This window comes from Dehalococcoidia bacterium (genome assembly GCA_035528575.1).
Taxonomy (GTDB): Bacteria; Chloroflexota; Dehalococcoidia; order E44-bin15; family E44-bin15; genus DATKYK01.
Window position 1 is genome coordinate 102,736 of sequence record DATKYK010000024.1, and the last position, 22,143, is coordinate 124,878.

17 protein-coding genes and 1 tRNA gene are annotated in these 22,143 nt (G+C 50.2%); 12 read left to right on the forward strand and 6 right to left on the reverse strand.

Features of this window, described 5'->3' with window-relative positions; genetic code table 11:
• Together VMX96_05930 and VMX96_05935 are read left to right on the forward strand one after the other, a co-directional pair.
• Positions 1 to 684 (forward strand): MBL fold metallo-hydrolase, encoded by a 684-nt coding sequence (locus VMX96_05930; protein ID HUU63441.1) that lies wholly within the window; start codon positions 1 to 3, stop codon positions 682 to 684.
• A 202-nt stretch (positions 685 to 886) separates the two neighbouring features.
• Positions 887 to 1,414, forward strand: coding sequence for a DinB family protein (locus VMX96_05935; protein HUU63442.1), 528 nt, complete (start codon positions 887 to 889; stop codon positions 1,412 to 1,414).
• 472 nt (positions 1,415 to 1,886) lie between these two features.
• Here VMX96_05935 and VMX96_05940 read toward each other — a convergent pair.
• From VMX96_05940 to VMX96_05955, 4 genes are all read right to left on the reverse strand, one after another.
• A tRNA-Gly gene (locus VMX96_05940) sits at positions 1,887 to 1,961 on the reverse strand.
• Between the two features lie 379 nt (positions 1,962 to 2,340).
• Positions 2,341 to 3,111 (reverse strand): acetoacetate decarboxylase family protein, encoded by a 771-nt coding sequence (locus VMX96_05945; GenBank protein HUU63443.1) that lies wholly within the window; start codon positions 3,109 to 3,111, stop codon positions 2,341 to 2,343.
• 53 nt (positions 3,112 to 3,164) lie between these two features.
• A complete protein-coding gene (locus VMX96_05950; GenBank protein ID HUU63444.1) occupies positions 3,165 to 4,436 on the reverse strand; it encodes an acyl-CoA dehydrogenase family protein in 1,272 nt (423 codons plus the stop codon).
• Between the two features lie 51 nt (positions 4,437 to 4,487).
• A complete protein-coding gene (locus VMX96_05955; protein ID HUU63445.1) occupies positions 4,488 to 5,099 on the reverse strand; it encodes an SCP2 sterol-binding domain-containing protein in 612 nt (203 codons plus the stop codon).
• Positions 5,100 to 5,511: 412 nt separating this feature from the next.
• Here VMX96_05955 and VMX96_05960 point away from each other — a divergent pair, with 412 nt between their 5' ends.
• From VMX96_05960 to VMX96_05985, 6 genes are all read left to right on the forward strand, one after another.
• Entirely contained in the window at positions 5,512 to 6,657 is a 1,146-nt protein-coding gene (locus VMX96_05960; GenBank protein HUU63446.1) for an acyl-CoA dehydrogenase, read from the forward strand.
• Positions 6,658 to 6,948: 291 nt separating this feature from the next.
• Entirely contained in the window at positions 6,949 to 8,274 is a 1,326-nt protein-coding gene (locus VMX96_05965; protein ID HUU63447.1) for a thiolase family protein, read from the forward strand.
• 68 nt (positions 8,275 to 8,342) lie between these two features.
• The gene (locus VMX96_05970; GenBank protein HUU63448.1) at positions 8,343 to 8,537 is read left to right on the forward strand and encodes a CoA transferase; all 195 of its coding nucleotides are present in this window, start codon (positions 8,343 to 8,345) and stop codon (positions 8,535 to 8,537) included.
• 24 nt (positions 8,538 to 8,561) lie between these two features.
• Entirely contained in the window at positions 8,562 to 9,764 is a 1,203-nt protein-coding gene (locus VMX96_05975; protein ID HUU63449.1) for a CaiB/BaiF CoA-transferase family protein, read from the forward strand.
• A 10-nt stretch (positions 9,765 to 9,774) separates the two neighbouring features.
• Entirely contained in the window at positions 9,775 to 10,953 is a 1,179-nt protein-coding gene (locus VMX96_05980; GenBank protein HUU63450.1) for a CoA transferase, read from the forward strand.
• Positions 10,954 to 10,969: 16 nt separating this feature from the next.
• A complete protein-coding gene (locus tag VMX96_05985; GenBank protein HUU63451.1) occupies positions 10,970 to 12,181 on the forward strand; it encodes an acyl-CoA dehydrogenase family protein in 1,212 nt (403 codons plus the stop codon).
• Positions 12,182 to 12,596: 415 nt separating this feature from the next.
• Here VMX96_05985 and VMX96_05990 read toward each other — a convergent pair whose 3' ends face one another.
• Positions 12,597 to 14,054 (reverse strand): hypothetical protein, encoded by a 1,458-nt coding sequence (locus tag VMX96_05990; protein HUU63452.1) that lies wholly within the window; start codon positions 14,052 to 14,054, stop codon positions 12,597 to 12,599.
• A 971-nt stretch (positions 14,055 to 15,025) separates the two neighbouring features.
• Here VMX96_05990 and VMX96_05995 point away from each other — a divergent pair.
• The 4 genes from VMX96_05995 (at position 15,026) to VMX96_06010 (ending at position 20,639) form a co-directional block, all read left to right on the forward strand.
• Positions 15,026 to 16,474, forward strand: a complete 1,449-nt coding sequence (locus tag VMX96_05995) for an OB-fold domain-containing protein (protein ID HUU63453.1) — start codon at positions 15,026 to 15,028, stop codon at positions 16,472 to 16,474.
• Between the two features lie 12 nt (positions 16,475 to 16,486).
• A complete protein-coding gene (locus VMX96_06000) occupies positions 16,487 to 17,656 on the forward strand; it encodes an acetyl-CoA acetyltransferase (GenBank protein ID HUU63454.1) in 1,170 nt (389 codons plus the stop codon).
• A gap of 242 nt (positions 17,657 to 17,898) precedes the next feature.
• Positions 17,899 to 19,566 (forward strand): methylmalonyl-CoA mutase family protein, encoded by a 1,668-nt coding sequence (locus tag VMX96_06005; GenBank protein ID HUU63455.1) that lies wholly within the window; start codon positions 17,899 to 17,901, stop codon positions 19,564 to 19,566.
• Positions 19,567 to 19,685: 119 nt separating this feature from the next.
• On the forward strand, positions 19,686 to 20,639 hold the full coding sequence (locus VMX96_06010) for an NAD(P)-dependent oxidoreductase (protein HUU63456.1): 954 nt from the start codon (positions 19,686 to 19,688) through the stop codon (positions 20,637 to 20,639).
• A 117-nt stretch (positions 20,640 to 20,756) separates the two neighbouring features.
• Here the strand turns inward: VMX96_06010 and VMX96_06015 are convergent, their stop codons facing one another.
• Positions 20,757 to 21,803, reverse strand: coding sequence for a DUF2804 domain-containing protein (locus VMX96_06015; GenBank protein HUU63457.1), 1,047 nt, complete (start codon positions 21,801 to 21,803; stop codon positions 20,757 to 20,759).
• Between the last annotated feature and the right edge of the window lie 340 nt (positions 21,804 to 22,143).

The following is a 22,143-nucleotide window of genomic DNA, read 5'->3' on the forward strand; positions in this document are numbered from 1 at the left end:
GTGTCTTATAGTTACACTGTCGGCTATGACGACTTGGGCAGTGAAATGAGCTGGCAGTACAACGGAGAAGTTCGAATCAAGAAGCTGGAGATCCAACCCTTCGGCACGAATTGCTACATTGTGGTTTGCCCTATAAGTGGGGAGGCTGTGATCATAGATACCCCAGGAGAGGCTTCTAGGATTCTAGCCCAAACGAAGGACATGCGGGTAACATACGTAATAATTACACATACCCATCCCGATCACTTAGGAGCTTTTAGCGAGGTGAGGGATAAGCTCAAGGCCCCTATAGCCATTCACCCTTTAGAAGCAGCAGTTCTTCCTGCACCACCTGACCTCACCTTGGATGATAGCGATGTTGTGAACTTCGGCATGGTGAGCTTAAAGGTGCTGCATACCCCTGGCCATTCAGCGGGCAGCCTGTGCCTGCTCACTGGGAAGCACCTCTTCTCCGGTGATACCCTTTTCCCTGGGGGCCCGGGTAAGACGGGGACACCCGCAGCCTTTGAGCAGATCGTTAATTCGATCACTGAAAAACTCTTTACCCTACCCGATGATACACTGGTCTATCCCGGCCATGGCGAAGATACCATCCTGGGTAAGGAAAAACAAGAATTTGCCGTTTTTTCAAGCCGCGCCCCAACTGCAGGGCTCTGTGGTGATGTGCTATGGCTTTCTTCCTGACCAATAAGCCTATTAGGTTTATCGTGGCGGGCCTTTATGGGGATAGCGCCGACACAACCAGATCATGCACCCCAAATAGCGTAGGCGGTTAAAACCTCTCGCTATTATTTCTACCCTTTAATATAATGGGACACGGTTGCACAATTGCAACCAATGAAGCTGTCACATATCCTAACTAATGTAGCGAGAAAAGGAGGTATCAATGGAATGGTACGATCTGCTGGCTGACGGTTATGGGCGTGTGCTCGAGTTCCTCGAGAATGTGCTTGACGGACTTAATAAGGACGAATTGAACTGGCAGCCCCACCAGGATTGCAATAGCATTGGCTGGTTGACTTGGCATCTGACGCGTCAGCATGATGCCCAAATGGCTTCTTTGATGGGGAAGGAGCAATTGTGGATCGAGGAGAAATGGTACGCCAAGTTCAATCGATCAGCTGACCTTCAGGATATTGGATTCGGTCACACACCGGGGCAGGTGGCAGCGTTTGAATCTCCCGATATTCAGACGCTACTTGACTACCATCGCGCGGTACTAGAACGCTCAAAACAGTACTTCCTTACTCTATCAATAACTGACCTTGACCAAAAGATTGATGAACCGTGGTTTCAGCCGTTACCCACGGTTGGCGTCCGTCTAATCAGCATCTTAGAAGATAGTCTACTACATGCGGGCCAAGCGGCTTATGTCCGCGGACTACGCCAAGGCAAAGGATGGCAAAAGTACTGAGAAGCACAACAGACGGAATTACTATGATATATAGGAAAAGGGCAGACATCCTCTCGGTGGAAGCAAGTCAAGACTAATAACCTGAACCTTGTATCCTAACGTACACGATATACATCGTGGTTGGTTTATTCCAAATCCAAGTTTGAAATGTCCATAATTCAGGGAGCACCTCTCTCCATATCCCCTGATCCTCCCATAATCGCAAATTGCCATATGCGCTTCGAACCCGCAACACCATAATCAGAAATTGGCGAGTCTACTTTTTATATCTACAGAGGACGAAAAACGAGTTTTCGACCCCATGCCTTGTTACAGGCAGGTTTCTGCAATTTCTGTGATGTTCATGTGAGCTCGGTATGATGTTAAGAAAATGAGGCGAGGCAAGGAGTCGTAAAATATACAATTATCGACTCCTTGCCTGGGTGGAAAATAAAAAGGGGACTTCTTCTTAAAAATCCCCTGTTTTACTAGCTGGAGCGGGTGATGGGATTCGAACCCACGACCCCTTGCTTGGGAAGCAAGTACTCTACCGCTGAGTTACACCCGCAAAATCCGTAGCTGATTTCGGCAGTTTGAGTAACTTATTTGCGCCGAAAAATTGACTAAGCAAGCACTCCTTTTTCACATCCTGCGACTTCTTTTTCTGCTATCTAATATTAAGACCATAACCATCAGTAGTCAAGATGCATGATTTAAGCGTGAATAGAAGCTGAGGATTCTATATGGATATGATCGTTTATTGAACACTTTGGACAAAGGTGCACCCCGAATGATCATCCTGAGGTAATCGTCAGTTATCCGGAGGCAGAACTGTGAAGAGAGCTACTGTGGTAGCACAGCATCCACCCTTTTCTATCCTGAGATGTGATACCTTCAAACTGTACATTCTACCCCTGCCGTAGAAAAAACGAGCCCTGCAAAGTTCTCTAGTACTCTTTCTGCACCTCTTTAACGTTCAGCTTCATGTCAAACTGAAAGTAGAGACCAGCCAATACCTCATCAATCTTGAGTTTGTGGACAGGATCAGACAGAGAGGGTGAGTCATAAGTAATAGATGCCGGGCCAATCCATACCGCTTTCTCCCCCTTGGGATCCTTGTGGAAGTCCACCTCCGCATACCAGCTTATCAACTGCGTAAGATGCGTTAGACCCCCGCTAGGATTCTTCACAAAAGGAACATGTCTGACGGACAGTAAGGGGATTGGATACGGGATGTACGCATCTACTACACTGCCACCTGCCCGCTCTACTGGCTTGAAGGTAAAGGTGATCAGCCTTTTACCTGATGGCCGCTCCAGGGTTCCCTGTATAAGGTCATATTCATTCTCAAGACTTATATCCGCCATCTTCTTGGGCGCTCCCGCCCACTCCCTTCCGGCGGCCATAGCAGCGTCATTGGTCACATAGATATAGGGGATGTAGTATCCCATTTCTCCATGTACGTCTCTTACTATGATCATCGAAATGTGCTCATTGTATGTTCCTACAGTGCTGAAAGGGTACCTGGATATCCATATCGCGCCTTGGGGAGGATCACTGTATGGCTCAAGCCCCTCCGGCAGAATATCATCCACCTTTCCATCGATCAGAAAAACGGCAGCTAGCGCCTCGCAATTTCTGTACTCAATACCTCTCTCGGGGTTCAAATCATAGAGTGGAGCATCGAAAGGGGTGGACACACCTATTTTTAAAACCATCTTGATATACCTCCTTGTTTATTGGGTTATCCCATGTGAGAACATATGAGGGATTAACTCTTATACTCATCGACAATGTTATATGCAGCTGCAATGCTTAAGATATCGTTGGCTCCATCCATTATTAATGAAGCCCGCGCATCCCTGAAGAGCTTTTCGATGAGAAAGTCCTTGGTGAGACCGTATCCTCCGTGGAGCTGCAAAGCTTCATGAGCCACCTCGAAGGCTGCATTTGTGCCATATATTTGTGCGGAAAGAGCATGTCGGGAAGAAGCATCAAATGTTTTCTCGATATAGATCTTGCTCCAGACGTGCTCCATTACCTTTCTCGTGTAGTACCTAGAGCTCTCGACCATTTCGAACATCCGGTAGAGCTTTTGCTTGACCGATTGGTGCTCGCATAGCGGTTTGCCGCCCTGAACCCTGTCCTTGGAGTACTTCAGTGCCTCCTCGAAGGCAGCCCGGGCTAGGCCGGTAAATGCTGCCGCCATGAAACAGCTCGTTACGCAGATTATCTGGCCTACGCGGTATTCATAGAAGGGGGGCCTGATGATCATGTAGTCATCCGGAATATGCACATTATCAAAAGCGAGATCTCCTTGTGGAGAGTCCCTCAGCCCAAGCTTGTCGATAGGTTTCCCCTTGGTCACACCCTCTTGATCAAGCGAGACAATGCAAAACGCCCCATTGGAAAGACAATCATGAGGCGGCAGGGTAACGTGGAGACCTACATGTGTCGCTGCAGGGGCTGAAGATATCCAGCTTGATTTGGGCCCGTTTATGATCCACCCATCGCCATCTTTCACAGCTCTAACTTGGCCGGGATGAAGCTCTCTTACATGAGGAAGAAAGCTTTCTTCACAAAGAAAGATGTAATCTGAGCCACACTCGGGCTCGGTCATACCCCAGCAGCTGTGGTATTCGGCTTCTGTATCTTCTACAAAGGGCTTCACCACTTTTTCAATTACATCTCCCATGCCAAATATCGAAGCCACTCCAGGCGGGACCTGATCCACGCCTATCGCCGTTGTCAGCCCCACACTTCCCCAGCCGAGCTCTTCCAGAATTATATGAGCTTCCGTTGCACTCAATCCCAGACCACCGTAGTCCGGGTCTATGAAGATCTTGTGATACCCCAACCTCTTCATCTGTTTTAAGACATCCCAATATGGTGAGTCTTCTTCTATCACCTTGGCCGGGTCGGACATACTATCTAATGCCGCCGCAGCAGGCCTCATTACCTCTTCAGCGAATCTATGTGTTTCCCGTCTTAGTAATGACAACCCCTTGTCCTCTGTGATTAGGGGGTCTATTTCAAAGTACATGGGGCTCCCTCCTCACGTTCAGAGTAACCTCTCTTCTATCGCTCAGTCAAATTAGTCGATCGGAACTCCAGCAAGCACCTCTTTGGTTAACGCTACCACCGCTTTCATCCGCTTCATCATGTACTGCATATCGCCTTCGAGCTGCAAGCGGTTGCTCATTACCAGTCTCATAGTATCCTGCTGCCCTGAAACCAGCAGCTTCCAGGAGCTGTACTTCCCAGAGAGCTTGAAAGCGGCATCCTCGTGCTCACCCGGAGCCACACCAATCATGTCTCTGATGCTGCCATGCCAGAAATCCGCCCAGAAATACAGGGCCGCATTGCTCAAATCCTCAGCAGATAGCTTTGAGATTCTTGCCACCAGTTCATTTAGGTCCAACCTTGTGAGGGAAGCATCCAACGATATGCCCAGCTTCTTTTCCATGAAATCGCCCATAGGAGAGCCTTTGTACTTCTTTCGGCTCTCTTCGGGTATCATATTCAAGAAGCTCATGAAGCCTTCAATTACCTCTTTTCTACTCAGATCCCCCATAAACTCGTCGTCGCACTCGATGATACACAGGAAGTCACCTTCCCAATCCTTTGACGCTTCTTTGTACTCCTCGCTTCTCTTTGCGAGCTCCAACACCCCCTCTACCCATTCCTTTGACGGGAATATAGCCATTTCCCTACCTCCAATCTTATGTTTTCTTCCTTATACATAATAATCCCCCTCAGACAACAGAATCAATATTGAATCAGCTATATATCCACCGAGACGACCACTCCTTGGTAGTTCATAAACTTAAAAAGCTTGGTTTTATAACGCCTTTGCTGCTTAACTGCACCCATATATTGCACGATGGTCTGCCCCTTAGCGAAAGCAGAGCGAAAAATTGGCAAACTAGATTGCGAGGAATAGAACGATTATTCTTGATGTGACCGTAATATCACATTACAATCAATTTGTCAATTAGTTCCATTGACAAGTAATGTGAAAAGAGCTACGCTACCACACAAGCTAAGCTGAACAAACTTAAATCTATTTTTACAAATGAGAGGATAGAGAGCAGTATCAACTAAATAAGGGTGAAGAAATGAACCTAGACTTCAGTGAAGAGCAGAAAATGTTTCGGGCTGCGGCAAGAGATTTCCTAGCTAGTGAGTGCCCCAAGAGTAAGGTTAGAGAGCTTGAGGAAAGTGAGAAGGGACACGATCCAGAACTATGGAGAAAGGTAGCGGACCTGGGATGGATTGGGTTAATCATTCCTGAACAATATGGGGGTTCTGGATCGGAGTTCACAAGCCTTGTGGTCCTCTTCGAGGAGATAGGAAGGAACATTTTCCCATCTCCTCTTTTTTCTACAGTGGTTCTTGGTGCTCTGCTCATACTCCAATATGGAAATGAGGAGCAGAAGCAGAAGTTCCTTCCCCGCATAGCTCGTGGAGAGACTATTATGTCCCTGGCTCTTATTGAATCCTCTGCCAGTTATGAGCCATCGTCGATCAGAGTAAAGGCAGAGCTTCAGGAAGGCGGTTATGTTATCAATGGCATCAAGCTTTTTGTAAACGATGCCGGGGTGGCAGATTACCTCTCGGTAGTGGCCAGGACTGCCGAGAAAGCGGACCCCAAGGAAGGGATCACGCTATTCCTAGTGGATGCTGAAAGCCCTGGGATAAGGATAGAAGTAATGCCCACTATAGCTCGTGATAAGCAATGTGAGGTTTCTTTCAGTGACGTCAGGGTACACCCAGGGGATATCTTGGGAGAGGAAGGCAGAGGTTGGAAGATAGTAGATAGAATCTTGGAGCAGGCTGCTGTGTTAAAATGCGCCGAGTCGGTGGGTGCGATGGAGGCGGTAGTGGATATGACCACCGAATACGCAAAGGAAAGGGTGCAATATGGGAAGGCTATCGCTTCTTTCCAGGTTATTCAGCACTACCTAGCCAACATGACCGCCCGCACCCTTACAGCTAAGGGCATGACCTATAGGGCATCCTGGATGGTTCAACAGGGTATGCCATGCACTGTAGAGGTCTCAGCAGCTAAAGCCTGGGCTAATGAGGCATATAAGTTCGTTACCGAAAGGGCAGTGCAAATTCACGGTGCCATTGGAATGACCAGAGACCACGATATAGGGCTTTACTACAGGAGAGCTAAAGCAGCAGACGTAATCTTTGGGGATACTGATCTCCACCATGAAAGGGTAGCCCAGCAACTGTGGCCGGGCATTAGACCCTGATGGTAAAATATAGCCGAAATTCTAAAGCAGGATGAGCAGGTTCAGCATTCTGTCTTTACCCCAAGCGATCACCCGTATGAGGGGAACTCGACGGTTTGGATTCAGGATTAATAAAAAGTTAGGGTAGTGTGATGCAGGTCTAATTTGGAGGTGGAGAAAGAAGCTCAAATGCCGTTTGTGCCAGCAGTATGTGATTACAACCCACAGACTGTTCCGCGCTGGCAGTGCAGTATTTAACCTATCTCATGAGTCTTTGTTAGATTTAGCTGAAAGGGAATGGCGAAACATAATATGAAGACAAGAGAAGTAGTACTGGTAGACTATGCACGAACTCCAGAAGGAAGAGGAGCAGCAAAGGGAAAGCCAGGGTTTTTCGATGCTTGCCGTTCCGATGATTTGGGCATAGTTGTAATAGAGGATTTAATACGGAGAACAAACATAGACCGTAGCACAATTGACGGCATATACTCGGGCTCACCAAACCTGAGTTACATACAGGGTAATATGGGTAGAGCAATGGCCTTAATGACCTGTGGTTATGACACACCTGGTCTGACTGTTGACCGGGCTTGTACTTCCGGCATGACCACCGGGATGATTGCCACAATGGAAATTATGTTGGGCTACGGAGATATTTATATCGCCGGTGGGATAGAGAGCTGCTCTAGCTTTCCCATTCCTACAATCACTCCTGACTCCGATATAGCCGCAATGCTGGAGAAGTTTGGTAGGGAGCGCTACTGGCCAAATCCAAAGCTATTCAGCATGGTTGATATCAGTATATTGGTAGGTATGGGTCTAACTGCTGAAAGGCTGGCGAAAGACTATAACCTTACCAGGGAGGACCATGACCAATGGGCATTGCGAAGCAATATGAGGGCCGCGGCGGCTCATCGAGAAGGTCGGTTTAAAAACGAGATAATCCCAATGGAGGCGAAAACAGCGGGTGGGACTATACAGACTGTTGATTATGATGAAACTGTGAGACCTGATTCAAGCATTGAGAAGATACGCAGCCTGCCGCCACTCTATTCGGCCGATGGGGTTATAACTGCTGCCAGTGCATCTACTGAGAATGATGCGGCCGCATTCGGTGTATACATGTCCAAAGAGAAAGCGAAGGAATTGGGATTGGTGCCAATGTGTACCATAAAGGAGATGGCCCATGTAGCATGTGAACCAGGGCTAATGGGATATAGCGCTATCAAAGCGACGAGGAAGGCTCTAGAGAGGTCGAATTTATCGGTGGATGAAATAGATGTGTGGCAGTCCAACGAGGCATTTGTCACTGTCCCTCTAGCACTATGCAAAGATTTGGGCATAGACCCGGAGAAGGTGAATGTTAATGGATGCGCATGTTGCATTGGACACGCTATAGGTGCAAGCGGGATGCGAGTGCTTGGAACTACTGCTTATGAAATTAACCGCACGAGGTCCAGATATGGCTGTTCATCTATATGTGGTGGCTGGGGTCAAGGAACGGCAGTCATTATGGAAAGGGAGGATTACCGGGATGGTCGTCGTGCCTGGGAACTGGGTGGAGTCCCAACACCAGCACGCTACCCATATACTGATCCATTCCCTGGGTTTCCCCCTGAAGCTTTGGCAGAATTTTAAATAGGGCTGTTAGTAATGCAGGCACCCTTGAGATTCACCACTGATTTTTGTTTTCTACTGAGCGCGATATGGTTGTTGAGATTAACCATCCCACGTTGGGCAAAGTGAAGCAAGTGGGAATCCCTATAAAGTTGTCGGAGACGCCCGGAGCCATAAGACGGCCGCCTCCTCACCGCGGTGAACACACCGAGGAAATCCTTTTGGAGCTCGGCTACAACAGGCAAGCAATTGATAAACTTAGGTCAAGTGAAGCTATAAAATAGATCGCTTTGGAAAGGGATTAGAACATGGCAAAGCCATTGGAAGGTATAGTTGTATTAGATGACTCCATGTATGAGGTAGGACCCAGATCAACCATGTTCTTGTCTGATATGGGAGCTACAGTTATCAAGGTTGAGCCACCGGAAGGGGAGTTTTTTAGATCATATAGTAATCTTATGCCCGGGGCAGAGAGACAGCTTTCCATTTCAAACCGCAATAAGAAGGGAATCCGCCTGAACTTGAAAACTGAAAAGGGCAAGCAAATACTTATGGCGTTGGTTAAAAAGGCAGATATATTCGTTGAAGCCTTCCGCCCAGGGGTCACAAAGGAGCTGGGTATCGATTACCAAACCTTGAAGAAGATCAATCCCGGCATAATATACCTCTCCATAGCCATATATGGTCAAACCGGACCCTATCACCAGATTAGAGGATTCGATATCATAGCCCAAGCGATGGGAGGGATGCTATGCTATTATGACCCTCCTCCAAAAATGCAGTTCCTACCCATCTCAGACTTGACATCACCGGTTTATGCCGCTCTTGCCGTTCTATTGGCACTATACTACAGGCAGCAGACCGGCATAGGGCAGCACATTGACCTATCCTGCCAGGATGTGATGTATTCAACTAACTTTCTGGCTACAAGTTACAATTGCCTAAAGGGTCATGTAGATGAGTTTACACTGAACTCCATAGCTGGCGTCTACCCCCACGGACAATATCCCAAACTTATTTATGGCTTCTATAAGACCAGGGATGAAAATTACCTATTTATTGCGCCCCTTAAGGAGGAGCACTGGGAGGGATTCGTGGATGCAATCGGAAGTAACGAGCTTATGGATAAAAAGAGGTATGGTAGTCTGATGCTGCGCGCACGGCACAGTGAAGAGGGTGCTCGCATTGCAGAACATTGGGTAGCTGCTAGGAGCAGTGATGAAGTGAAGAGGATAATGGATGAGGCGGGAGTACCTTGCGAACCAGTAATTACCGAGGATGAATTGAAAGAAGATCCGCAGCTTAATGCCAGAGAGATGTTGGTTGAAGTGGAGTGTGCTGACCTCGGCAAGTTCAAGATACCCGGCGTGCCAATAAAGCTTTCAGAGACACCTGGCGGCATAGAATCACCAGCCCCCAAATTGGGTGAGCACACCGAAGAGATACTTACCACCTTATTAGGTTACAGCAAGGAGGAGATAGTCAGACTGAGAGAGCAAGAGGTTATATAGGCGGAAAGCAATGGCAATGGCACTAGAAGATGTGCGAGTACTCGATTTATCAGGGTTCATAGCGGGTGCCTACGGCACCAGGATCTTAGCAAGCTTTGGGGCAGAGGTAATTATGGTCGAACCCGTAACGGGATCATTTATGAGGTCAATAGTTTCAATTGAACCGGGAGTGCTGCCCCTGTCTTCGCTGGTAAACCACGATAAAAAGAGTGTGGCCTTGAACCTGAAGTATAAAAATGGCAAGGATATATTCAAGGAATTGGCAGCCAAGGCAGATGTGCTGGTAGAGACTTTCAGGCCGGGGACAATGGCCACGCTAGGTCTTGATTACGAGAGCCTAAGGAAGGTCAACCCAAGGCTTGTATATTTGTCGCAAACAGCGTATGGACAAACCGGGCCTTATTCCAGGGATATAGGATATGATGGTGGCGTTCAAGCCACATCGGGTATGCACACTCTACGCGAGCATCCCGAGGTAGCGCCCCCTATATTTGCCGACATTGTATCATCTGTTTACGGGGTATTGGGGGTTATGATTGCTTTACTCTATCGACAGAAAACCGGGCAGGGACAATATATCGACCTATCAATGAACGATGCTATCTTTAGCCAGAACTACTTGGAACACTTGAAGATTGTCTGGGAAGGCCTACCCAATTTCATAATAGACATGTCTTGCCACCCGCCAAGGTGCTTACTGGGTAGCTTCAAGTGTAAGGATGGGTATGTAGTGAACTCCTTCCTTCAAGAGAAACAGTGGGCAGCAGCAGCAGATGTAATAGGGGAAAAACAGATGGTGGAAGACGAAAGGTTTGCTAACATACTTAGTCGGGCGCAGAATGATGAAGCTGCCAGCTCTATAATAGAGGGTTGGACCAGTAACCACACGAGGGATGAAATCGTAGATGCGATGGTGGAGGCGGGAGTTCCCTGTGCCAAAGTTCTCACCCTGGAGGAAGTGGAGGAAGACCCCCAGCTTCGCTCAAGGGATATGCTGCTCGAGCTAAATGACCCTGATTTTGGCAAGGTTAAAGTGGTTGGGATTCCGTTCAAGCTTTCGGAGACACCTTCCATAATAAGGACCCCCGCCCCCAGGTTGGGTGAGCATACTGAAGAGATACTTATCTCCCTACTAGGTTACAGCAAAGAGGAAATTGCTAAACTGAGAGGACATGGCGTCATAGCTTAGTCAAGGAGGTTAAAGGATGGACTTCCAGTTTACCCCGGAGGAAGAGGCATTAAGGAAGGAACTTGATGATTTCTTCAAGAGGGAGATGAAGGATGCCCCAAGTCAATGGGGCGCATCGATGGAGGCTATTTTCAGCGAAGAATGTTGGGGCTTCTTTAAGGAGATGGCCAGGAAGCTTGGAGATAAGGGGTGGCTCTCCCGTCCATGGCCCAAGGAATATGGAGGGGTGGATGCCCCCCTGACGGAGCAGTATATCTTCAGCGATGTGCAGGGATATAATCTTGGGGCAGGGGTCGACCCAATGGGCATACTTATGCTCGCCCCGACCCTTGTATTCTGGGGGACGCATGAGCAGAAGAAAGAATACTTGCTTCCCATGGCACGGGGAGAGCTATTTTGGGCTCAGTTGTGGAGCGAGCCCAATGCAGGCTCGGACCTTGCGTCCCTCACCACCAGCGCCGTAAGGGAGGGGGACTACTATATAATAAATGGGCAAAAGACTTGGAGCAGTGGGGCCCACCATGCCGATTGGGGTTTTGGAGTTTTCAGGACCGGGTTTGATCCCGAGATTCACCGAAGGGGGCGGGGGCTTTCATTTATCCTTGTCGATATGAAGACGCCAGGCATTTCGGTACGTCCTATACTCAGTATGAACAGTGCCCACCTGTTCAACGAGGTCTTTTTCGATAATGTGAGGGTTCCGGTACGTAACCTCGTTGGTGAGGAGAACAATGGTTGGACTGTTTCCCAAATCACCTCGAACTACGAGCGATCTATGGTTATGCTGACTTCCGGGCTGAGACGCATCTTTGATGATTTAGCGGAATTTTGCGGGGAGAAACAATGGGATGGTAGAATCCTGGCTGAAGACCCCCTTGTCCGGAATAGAATGGGGGAGTTAGCAGTCGAAATGGAGGTAGCCCGCAGCCTTTCTCTACATGTGCTGTGGAAGCAGATGACAGTTACAACTATTGAAGACGTTGCAACTCCGGCCTGCACCGCTAAGGTCTTGGTCACCGAGCTAAATGAGCACCTTACCAATACCGGCTGTCAAATCATGGGACATTATGGGACACTAAAGGATTCCAAATGGGCACCGCTTAAGGGTTACTTCGAGAATAGCTATCAGATATGCAAGGGTTTGAGTATTGCAATGGGCAGCAACGAGATTATGAGAAATATTATCTGTTGGGTCGGGATGGGTCTTCCCAGAATAAGAGGAGGTTGACCAGGAATGGGATATGCTGTTCTAGCCTTTCGCCCTCGCTAGTGAGTGCCCCAAGAGTAAGGTTAGAGAGCTTGAGGAAACTGAGAAGGGAAATGTCCCATGACTATAAAGGACGATAGCGGACCTGGAATGGATAGGGTTAATCCTTCCTTAACAATATGGGAGTTCTAAAGCGGAGTTCACAAGAATTGCACGGTGACTCATGGTGGTTTGCCCTTATCATTCACCCCTTATATAACATAGCTATTATGGCCGAGTTGCAATTGCAGATAACATGAATCGGCCAGACCTGGCGGTCTCTCCTAACCCTACCTGCCCAATCATAGGGATGCACTCCACAGTTTCATCCAATAACCCGTCGGATTGTAGATAACATACCTATCGAGATATACATCGAGATACACACCACAAGATACTATGCTTCCTCATCCGGGTACTGTGGCGACGCCTCACCTTGGCTTTCTACTATGCGTGGATACCTGCCTTTTGATACCTCCTCCTTGATGCCAAGTAGCTGAACGGAGTGCCACCAATTATCCCCAAAGTCGAATAGATAGAGAAACCTCTTCTTTTCCTGCAAACCCAGCGAGTCAATCGTCGCTTCTCTAGAGTTCCTGGCATCGCTTTCTGGATCGGGAAGCCCGTACTCTGATGAATGATCCCAGGGCTTATTACTTAAGAAGAAGGCATAGAGATGTTCATCGTAGCGTTCGTATGCTTTGAATATAGCCTGGTGCAGGTGATGGAGCGTCTGGGTGCCCTTTACCTCAATCTTGCGCCATACCCGGAGCGATTCCTTGAGGCTAACCTTAAATGTGTAGATCGTCACCGACTTACCCTTTGGTGGCTGCGGCGTTTTGTTTTTGGATTCAAAGGCCTGCAGAAATGCTTCAGGAATATCTTGGTGCTCAGTTTGAGCCTGTCGCATTGTCTGCTCGCTTCGGCATACGGATATAAGCCAGCTAATAGCGCCCTTGGCATCGAGCCAGCCGATGCCAAACATGGCAACATAGGTAATGGCCTCATTTTTATCGCCAAAGCCCACATATTCCGGTAATTGCTTGGGTAAACTCTTTTCACCGGTGAGGTATAGCACAACATGGCGGTTATGCTCCAATGCTTTTAGAAGGCGCTTTCGAGATTCCGGACTATCGCCCTGTTTAATAAAGGTAACCAGCGCCTCCGTATAGAGCCAATCTGCTGTAGGCTCATCATACTGCCCCAATAGCCCTTGCAGGGCATCAATTTCACCCAATTCCAGTAGAGACGCAGCCAGGGCGTAGCGGATTCCCTGGTTGTCACTAGGATTAAGCCTGAGCATGTCCCGATAGTGCCCTACAGCCTCCCAGCGTTTTCCCACATCCCACAGACACTGGGCAAGTCCGACTCGGGCTCGCATATACGGGCGTGTTTCCAGGATACCCCAAAACCCCCCGACATCTTCAGTGAATGTACTGGCTCCTAGGGCTCGCTCCCCAGCCTCAACTCCAGCCCGGTAAAGCTCGAGTGCCCGCTCGACATTCTGGCCGGTTTCCTCGGCTAAAAGCACATAAGCATCAGCGCAGTCAGCAGAAATCTTCAGTGCTCTATGGGCCTCTTTTACCCTATCCCTCTTACTCTGCATATCCCACGCTTGATATATTATTTCTTGTGCCTCCTCTAATGGACCGCTTGGTGCCCACTCGGGTAACCCCCCAGAGGACATGAGGTTCTTCAGGTATTTTTCTAGCTCATCCTCAGATTCGAATTCACGCTCCTCAGCGAGCTTTTTTATGATAGCCATCTCCTTTTCCATGGCGAGACGAGCCTTATGTACATCGAAATTCTCAGGAACATTTTTATTGGTTTTTTTCTTTTTATCTCTCTCCGACATTCCTGACCCCCTCATAAAACTTGATGCCCTAATTTTATCACGTCCCCTAAACCTCTGCATATAGGATATACCCTCTATAAATGTGAAAGTAGAAATATAAATAGGTTTAAACTGGAAACTGGCGAGGCACGGTGTAGCATTCATGAGAATATTTAAATTCCCATTCTCGAGCCTCAGTTCCTGAATTGGTTCCTGCTACGCCCGGCACAGTTGCGGCATGGCACTCAACCCGCCAAGCCGCTTTCTGCTATGCCTACCCATAATGCGTAGCTGCGGGAGATATGGCACACTGAGATTGGCGCTCCCCAGAACAGGATTGTAGAACTCTGCGAACTATGCCCTGATGCCCCAGATTTTTTCAACCTCTGACCTGATATTCGGGCCTGTGCTTCACCACCCCAGCATGAACACTGACCTTTTCATTACAGTGGGGAACTAGCTCCCATCGGAAGGCTTATCTTAAGTCCAATAGTGGAGCCATCATGCCATTATGACAGTGATTTTAGCAGAGCCTGGTGGGGTAATTTATTAAAGCTCTTTCCTTTTCTAAAGGCGCACAACGCCAGGTTTAATGCACTAACCTCAAGTAAGAGGGCTGGGTGGAAAAAGCTTTTCTTTCCAACAGAGGGAGAACCGTAGTGACATCGAACCCCAGGTTACCTTAATCAGGGCAATGTCACAAACTATTATCTCAATCCATTCTACACTGGCGGTTCCCAGCTAGCAAGAAGCGTCAGCCCAGTAAAATCAACCAAACACCACACAACACTTTATTGTTGTACCGCCTGTTTCTATGGTAAACTGTACTGGCGATATCACTAAACAATTGGGTTTTTAGTCGCCCACAATAGGCCTCAAAAGGTCTCCTGGACACACTATTCTGAAATGGCGAAGGTTAATCCTCGACTCAAATAGACTTATAGCGGCATATACGAAGGCGTTTCTAAGCTCTGAAAAAGTAGGAGGTGACAATGATAGGGATAACATCGTACGGTGCCTACATCCCTTGGCACCGGATAGACCGGCAGAATTTCCTTAAAGCCTGGGGGGGCTTTGCCATGCCAGGAGAGAAGGCGGTGGCCAGCTATGATGAGGATAGCCTGACCATGGCAGTAGAGGCAGCCATAGACTGCCTGAAAGATATAGATCCACATAACGTAGATGGCCTCTATTTTGCCACTACCACCTCTCCCTATAAGGAGAAGCAATGCTCTGCCTTAATGGCCTTGCCCCTCGATCTGCGTCGGGATATACGCACTGCTGATATAACCACCTCGCTACGCTCGGGGACAACCGCTATGTCCCTGGCCCTGGATACTATTAAAGCCGGTACGGCAAATAGCATCCTGGTAACCGCGGCTGATAGCCGCATGGCAGCCCCGGGCGGCATGCTGGAGCAGGGCCTGGGCGATGGCGCCGCCGCCCTTCTCCTGGGCAGGGATAATGTCATTGCCGAGATTAAGGAGAGCTATTCCATATCGGATGAGCTGGCGGGGACCTGGCGTTCTGAGAGCGACACCTTTGTTCGCGCCTGGGAAGACCGCATGGTGCTGGACGAGGGCTACTCCAAGGTTTTACCCGATGCCATATCCGGCTTGATGGGTAAGTGTGGCCTCTCGCCCAAAGACCTCACCAAGGTCGTTTTCGACCCCTCCGGCGATGTGAGAAGGCACGGCCGTGCAGCGGCGGCGCTGGGTTTTGACCCCTCTCAGCTCCAGGACCCGTTTAGCCTCTTTATGAGTGTGGGTATAACCGGCTGTGCTATGGCTCCGATGATGCTGGTGAGCGCCCTGGAGGAGGCCAAGCCGGGAGATAAGATACTCTTTGCCGGATACGGAAATGGCGCCGATGCGTTTCTTATGGAGGTAACCGAAGCCATAGAAAAGCTGGGGGAGCGCCGCGGGATGAAAAGCCATTTGGAGTCCAAGCGGATGCTGGAAAACTATAATGACTATCTGCGCTGGCGTGAGCTGGTCCCGCTGGAGATGGCGAGGAGGCCCGAGAAGCAGCACATCCGCTTATCGGCCATATGGCGGGAGAGGAGGGTGCTCCTCGGACTGTGGGGCGTCAAGTGCAGGCGCTGCGGCACCCCGCAGTATGACAACGGTGCCATGAGCACGTCACCCATCCGCGTGTGTGCCAAGTGCCAGGCGCAGGATGATTTCGAGGACTATAACTTTGCTGGGAGGAAAGCCAAGGTCTTCAGCTTCACCCATGATCAACTGGCCCAGGTCGCCGATCCACCCGCCTCGGTCGTGCTGATCGACTTCGAGGGAGGGGGAAGGGCGTTCTTCGATCTCACCGATCGGGCCCCGGACAAGATCGAGGTGGGGACTGAGGTGGAGATGACCTTCAGGAAGCTGCAATTCGATCGGGGCATCACCAACTACTTCTGGAAGGCCAGGCCGATAAGGTGTTAAAGGAGGCAAGAGATGTCAGGGAGTATTAAGGATAGAGTCGCCATTGTAGGTATGGGCTGCACCAGGTTTGGCGAGCTGTGGGATAAAGGCCCCGGCGACCTGATTGTGGATGCGGTGAGCGAGGCCTACGCCGATGCCGGCGTCGAGGCTAAAGATATCGAGGCCGTGTGGGTAGGCACCCTTTTCAGTGGAATGGGAGGTCGCTCCGTCAGCGAGCCGTTGAAGCTGCAGTACCTTCCGGTTACCCGGGTAGAGAATGCCTGCAGCTCTGGCCACGAGGCGATAAGGGGTGCCTCCTATGCTGTAGCCGCCGGTATTCACGACGTTTGCCTTGCGGTAGGCTTCGAGAAGCTGAAAGACGAGGGCATGAGCGGCCTACCGGGCATGGAGAATCGCACCAATACCCACTACCAGTCGAGCATGCCCGGGGTCTTCGCTATTATGGCCACCAGGTACTTCAACCGCTACGGCTTGAGCCCCGAAGAGGGTAAGACCATGCTGGCCAAGATATCGATCAAGAGCCACCACAACGGCACACTCAATCCCAAGGCCCATTTGAGAAGGGAGTTAACCCTGGAGCAGGTTTTAAACGCTCCAATTATCGCCTGGCCACTGGGTCTGTTCGACTGCTGTGGCGTCTCCGACGGCGCTTCCGCCGCTATCATCACCCGCGCTGATATTGCCAAGAAGTTCCGCCCCGATCCGGTGTACATAAAGGCACTTCAGATATGCGCCAGCCCTACATCGGGCCGGATGACCTCAGAATATGACTATACCCACGTCGAAGAGGCTTACCGTGCCGGCGTGGCTGCCTACGAGGAGGCGGGTATTAAAGATCCCCGAAAGGAGATAAGCATGGCCGAGGTCCACGACTGCTTCTCCATCACTGAGGCAGTCACTATGGAGGACATGCAGTTCAGTCCCAGGGGGCGGGTGAAGGATGACATTGAGGCGGGCACTTTCCACCTCGACGGCGCTCTGCCGGTGCAACCCGATGGAGGGCTGAAGTGCTTCGGACACCCCATAGGTGCTTCCGGTATCAGGATGATATACGAGCTATACCTCCAGCTTCAGGGCAGGGCTGATAAGCGTCAGATAAAGGAGCCGAAGATGGGCCTCGCTCATAACATGGGCAGTGAGCCCTACGCTCCTGTAGTTAGCGTCTGCATTGTTGGGCTCTAGCCCCACATACTCCACTTCCAGACTTACCCCATGCCAGCAAAGAGAAGGAGCGGGACGGCACGAAATTCGACCTCGAGTTTCCCGATGAGTCAAATGTTGCCGTTGCTCTGAAGATGCTTAACTTAGTACATTGCTCGCCATGCCAACCAGAGTATTATCCAAGCTCCGACCCTATAATTAGACGAGCAGGATAAGGTAAGGAAGAGTTTAAACTATCGAGGGTAATAGTATGGAGGTGTAGTGTGTTTGACCGGCAGAAGCTCGCGGAGATTAAAAAATCCCGGGCAGAATGGGAAAGGGAAGCCTCTGAGTCTCCCCAGAGGCGAGATCGTTTCGTTACCACCTCGGGGATTCCCATTGAAAGGCTCTACACCCCGGAGGACATCGCCGGGCTTAACTACCTAGCAGAGCTTGGCTTCCCCGGCAAATACCCTTTTACCCGTGGCATTCACCACACAGGGCATCGCGGACAGCTCTGGACCATGCGCATGTTCGCTGGCTACGGTAGCGCAGAGGAGACCAATGCCCGCTTCAAATACCTTCTTGATCATGGGGAAACCGGTCTAAGCGTTGCCTTCGATATGCCTACCCTCATGGGCTACGATACCGACGCCCCCCAGGCGGCTGGGGAGTTTGGCAAGTGTGGCGTTGCCATCTCATCCCTCGCCGATATGGAGGTGCTTTGGGATGGCATCCCCCTCGACCGGGTAACCACATCGATGACCATCAACAGCCCTGCCGGTATCATCTGGGCCATGTACATCGCCGCCGCTGAGAAGCGGGGCATTCCCATGCAGAGGCTCGGAGGTACCATACAGAACGACATCCTCAAGGAATATATCGCCCAGAATGAGTACATCTTCCCTCCGATACCTTCCATGCGCCTCATTGTAGACACCTTCGAGTTCGGGACGAGGAACCTGCCCAACTGGAACACCATCAGCATCAGCGGCTATCATATTCGGGAGGCGGGAGCCACTGCTGCCCAGGAGCTGGCCTTCACTCTCGCTGACGGGCTGACCTATGTCCAGGCAGGTGTGGACCGGGGCCTGAAGGTGGACGACTTCGCCCCCAAGCTCAGCTTCTTCTTCAATGTGCACAACGACTTCTTCGAGGAGATCGCCAAGTTCCGCGCCGCCCGCCGTATCTGGGCCAGGGAGATAGAGCGCCGTTTTAAACCCCAAAGTGAGCGCTCCCTGTGGTTTCGCTTCCATACCCAGACCGCGGGCTGCTCCCTGACCGCACAACAGCCGGAGAACAATATCGTGCGCGTCACCCTTCAAGCACTGGCCTCAGTTCTGGGAGGGACCCAGTCGCTGCACACCAACTCCATGGATGAGGCCTGGGCGCTCCCCGCGGAGAAGGCAGCCCTCATCGCGCTTCGGACCCAACAGGTCATCGCCCATGAGAGCGGGGTCACCTCAAGCATCGACCCCCTTGGTGGCAGCTTTATGGTGGAGGCGCTCACCGAAAAAATGGAGCAGGCTTGCTATAGCTACTTCCAAAGGATCGATTCCCTGGGCGGGGTGCTCCCCGCTATCGAGAAGGGCTTCTTCCAGCGGGAGATCGCCGAGGCTGCACACCGCTACCAGCGAGAGATCGAGAGCGGGGAGCGTATCATTGTCGGCATAAACGACTATGTTATCTCAGAACCCGTGACCATCCCTATCCTAGAGATGGATAAGGCAGGGGAGAAAAGGCACCTGGATAGGTTGAATCGGGTGCGCCAGGAGCGAAGCGCTACCGATGTTACTGAAAGGCTTAGCGAGCTAAAACGAGCCGCCCAGGGCACTGAGAACCTCATGCCCCATATCCTGGAAGCGGTGCGATCCTATGCCACCCTGGGCGAGATCTGCGGCGTTCTGCGAGAGGTCTTCGGGGAATACAGGCCGACTGAGTTCATATCATAAGGTGGTAGTGGGAGCACATCGCCTCCGATTTAAACCACAAGGCAGCTCAGGATACGGCTGTCCTGTGACTTGACTTCATAGCCACAATAAACAGCAATGAATTGAAAGTGAGAAGAGCGATGAAAGTGCTACTGACGGGGCCATTCGGAAACATCGGTACCGTTACCATCGAAAACCTGCTCCAGCAGGGGCACCAGGTGAGATGTTTCGATCTTAAAACGAGTGATAACGAAGAAAAGGCGATGAGATTCGAACACAAGATAGAGACGACGTGGGGAGATGTACGCAAGCCTGAGGACATGGCAGTTGCTATGCAGGATCGGGATGTGGTTATCCACCTGGCGTTTATTATCCCGATCACCAGTGAGATTGACCCCGAGGGGTCTCGGAAGGTAAACGTGGAGGGCACCCGGAACCTTCTCGACGCTATGAAGAAGGCCTCTCCGACGCCCAGGATCTTGTTCGCTTCATCGACCACGGTCTTCGGCCCGACGCAGGATCAACCGCCGCCGCGGAAGGCCTCCGATCCGGTCAACCCAACACAGCACTACACCCGCCATAAAGTGGAGTGCGAACAGATGGTCAGGGACTCTGGATTGGACTGGGTCATCCTCCGTTTCTCTGCTGTAACCCCAGTAGCATTCAGGTTTGATCCTACCATGTTCTACCTCTCTCCAGATTCGCGTATAGAGTTCGCTCATTTTCGAGATGTAGGCCTGGCAGTGGCAAATGCCATAAGCTGTAATGAGGCGTGGGGCAAGGTACTACTCATCGGAGGAGGTCCGGGGAGCCAGATGTACTATCGAGACTACATCAGGCGTTCCATGGAGACCGTTGGTGTAGGCAGGTTACCAGATAATGCCTTTGGAACTATACCCTCTTCATTAGATTGGATAGATACGACCGAGAGCCAGAGGCTTCTTAATTACCAGAAACACACTTTCGAGGATTGGCTCAAGGAGAGGGCAGCGTTACTGGGGTTCAAGCGGTATATGATTCGTGCGCTCCGTCCTATATACCGGGGCCGGATGTTGCGGCAATCACCTTTTTATAGAGCTAAGGGCGAGGATTAATGAAGGTGGCGTGTAACGGGCGTTCAGGGAATCGATTAACTCCCTCAGGAAGATAACCCCCCGCAACACCGGACCAAAGACCAAACAGCAGCGACATCCCTTTTAGATCTATTATTTTTACATCCTGATATATTTCTTTTCGCCCATGCCGCTGAACCCGTCAAAACAGATCTGGTTGCCATCGGGATCGACGATGTAACCTTCAAAGCTGCCGGTCGGGCCATGGTAACGAGTCTCCATAAGAACCAGATTTAGATAGACCGGCATGTCCTCAAGTGGCGTGAAGTGTAGCCGGACCATGCCGTAGTCATCCCGCACTTCCCAGATTTGCTCAACGCCCGAGGGCCTAGTGATCTTAATAGGTGGCAGCGTATACATTTTACCATCCAGCCACAGGCAGTTTTCATTGTATTTCTCGTGGTTCCGTACCTGATTGTCTGTAAGGTTGAAGCCGACAAGTCGGCCCCTGTCATCATAGCCGAGGGCCGTGACCCAGTCATATTTCATGACATATGGATAGTAGCCCTTGTGGTCATCGATGATCATGCAGCTTGAGTTTTTAGTAAATTCAGTCGTTTGATCGCCAATTGTGAGACTACCATCAGCTGGCATGAGGGCTTTATGTGAGTAAAGAGGGCGGTTTTCCGCAAAGGGCTGTACGATCACAATGGGCTCGGTTTCGTGGTAACCGGTAAAGGAGGCCCGGCAGTCCGGCAGACCCTGAAAGCTATGCATGTTGAAATCCACAGTAATTCGGCCGTATTTAAGCTTGTTATAGATATCTATATTGAAATTGCCGCTGTGATAGTAACAGTGCGAATCACCGAGACCACTGGGAACCTTGAGCTGCCAAAAGGGAACCTTGCGCTCATAGCGGTACATGCGGCCCTCACTCTTGTGATAGGCCATGACAAGGGCAATTCCGATTATCTTGGCGTTGTAAACTGCCAGGCAGACGAACCATTCCTCGTTGGCGATTTGGAAAGCCTCCCATTCCTTAAGCCTCAGGTATTTAAATACCCGGGGCAAGCTAAAGCCAAGCGGCTTTTCAGCATCCAGCAGGTTGATATACTCAATAAGCCCGCTAAAGGTGCCCATGTTGCAGCGTCCGTTGGTCACTGCTTCCCTTGGAGCGGGTAAGACTTCTCTTCTGTATTTCTTCATAAAAAATCCACTGTTTGCTCGGTTAACAGTTGGTATGCACCCACATGACTGTACAGGCAGGGTTAAGAGAGTCTGGCGGTGTACCACGGTCTCTACCTAAACAAGCAGAGACTCTTCAAACTCATTCGGTGAGTGCTAACCCAGAGCCAAATGAATAATGCGCTATACCATGACCTAGTTAACAATTTCATCTTGTGTGCTATCCTTGATAGTCTTCTGAAAGAAGAGAGCTTATCCTGAAGATATTAACTGCCGCTGAGAACCAAGAGGGTTCTAATAAGAATTACTGTCACAATTTGGGTTCTCCCCGTTTTATTGCTATCTCACCGCAGCAAATCCT

Excerpts from the sequence above, each read along its gene's own strand:
- VMX96_05935 (HUU63442.1), top strand. The coding sequence starts at position 887 with ATGGAATGGTACGATCTGCTGGCTGACGGTTATGGGCGTGTGCTCGAG.
- VMX96_05945 (HUU63443.1), bottom strand. The coding sequence starts at position 3,111 with ATGGTTTTAAAAATAGGTGTGTCCACCCCTTTCGATGCTCCACTCTAT.
- VMX96_05950 (HUU63444.1), bottom strand. The coding sequence starts at position 4,436 with ATGTACTTTGAAATAGACCCCCTAATCACAGAGGACAAGGGGTTGTCA.
- VMX96_05955 (HUU63445.1), bottom strand. The coding sequence starts at position 5,099 with ATGGCTATATTCCCGTCAAAGGAATGGGTAGAGGGGGTGTTGGAGCTC.
- VMX96_05960 (HUU63446.1), top strand. The coding sequence starts at position 5,512 with ATGAACCTAGACTTCAGTGAAGAGCAGAAAATGTTTCGGGCTGCGGCA.
- VMX96_05965 (HUU63447.1), top strand. The coding sequence starts at position 6,949 with ATGAAGACAAGAGAAGTAGTACTGGTAGACTATGCACGAACTCCAGAA.
- VMX96_05970 (HUU63448.1), top strand. The coding sequence starts at position 8,343 with ATGGTTGTTGAGATTAACCATCCCACGTTGGGCAAAGTGAAGCAAGTG.
- VMX96_05975 (HUU63449.1), top strand. The coding sequence starts at position 8,562 with ATGGCAAAGCCATTGGAAGGTATAGTTGTATTAGATGACTCCATGTAT.
- VMX96_05980 (HUU63450.1), top strand. The coding sequence starts at position 9,775 with ATGGCAATGGCACTAGAAGATGTGCGAGTACTCGATTTATCAGGGTTC.
- VMX96_05985 (HUU63451.1), top strand. The coding sequence starts at position 10,970 with ATGGACTTCCAGTTTACCCCGGAGGAAGAGGCATTAAGGAAGGAACTT.
- VMX96_05990 (HUU63452.1), bottom strand. The coding sequence starts at position 14,054 with ATGTCGGAGAGAGATAAAAAGAAAAAAACCAATAAAAATGTTCCTGAG.
- VMX96_05995 (HUU63453.1), top strand. The coding sequence starts at position 15,026 with ATGATAGGGATAACATCGTACGGTGCCTACATCCCTTGGCACCGGATA.
- VMX96_06000 (HUU63454.1), top strand. The coding sequence starts at position 16,487 with ATGTCAGGGAGTATTAAGGATAGAGTCGCCATTGTAGGTATGGGCTGC.
- VMX96_06010 (HUU63456.1), top strand. The coding sequence starts at position 19,686 with ATGAAAGTGCTACTGACGGGGCCATTCGGAAACATCGGTACCGTTACC.
- VMX96_06015 (HUU63457.1), bottom strand. The coding sequence starts at position 21,803 with ATGAAGAAATACAGAAGAGAAGTCTTACCCGCTCCAAGGGAAGCAGTG.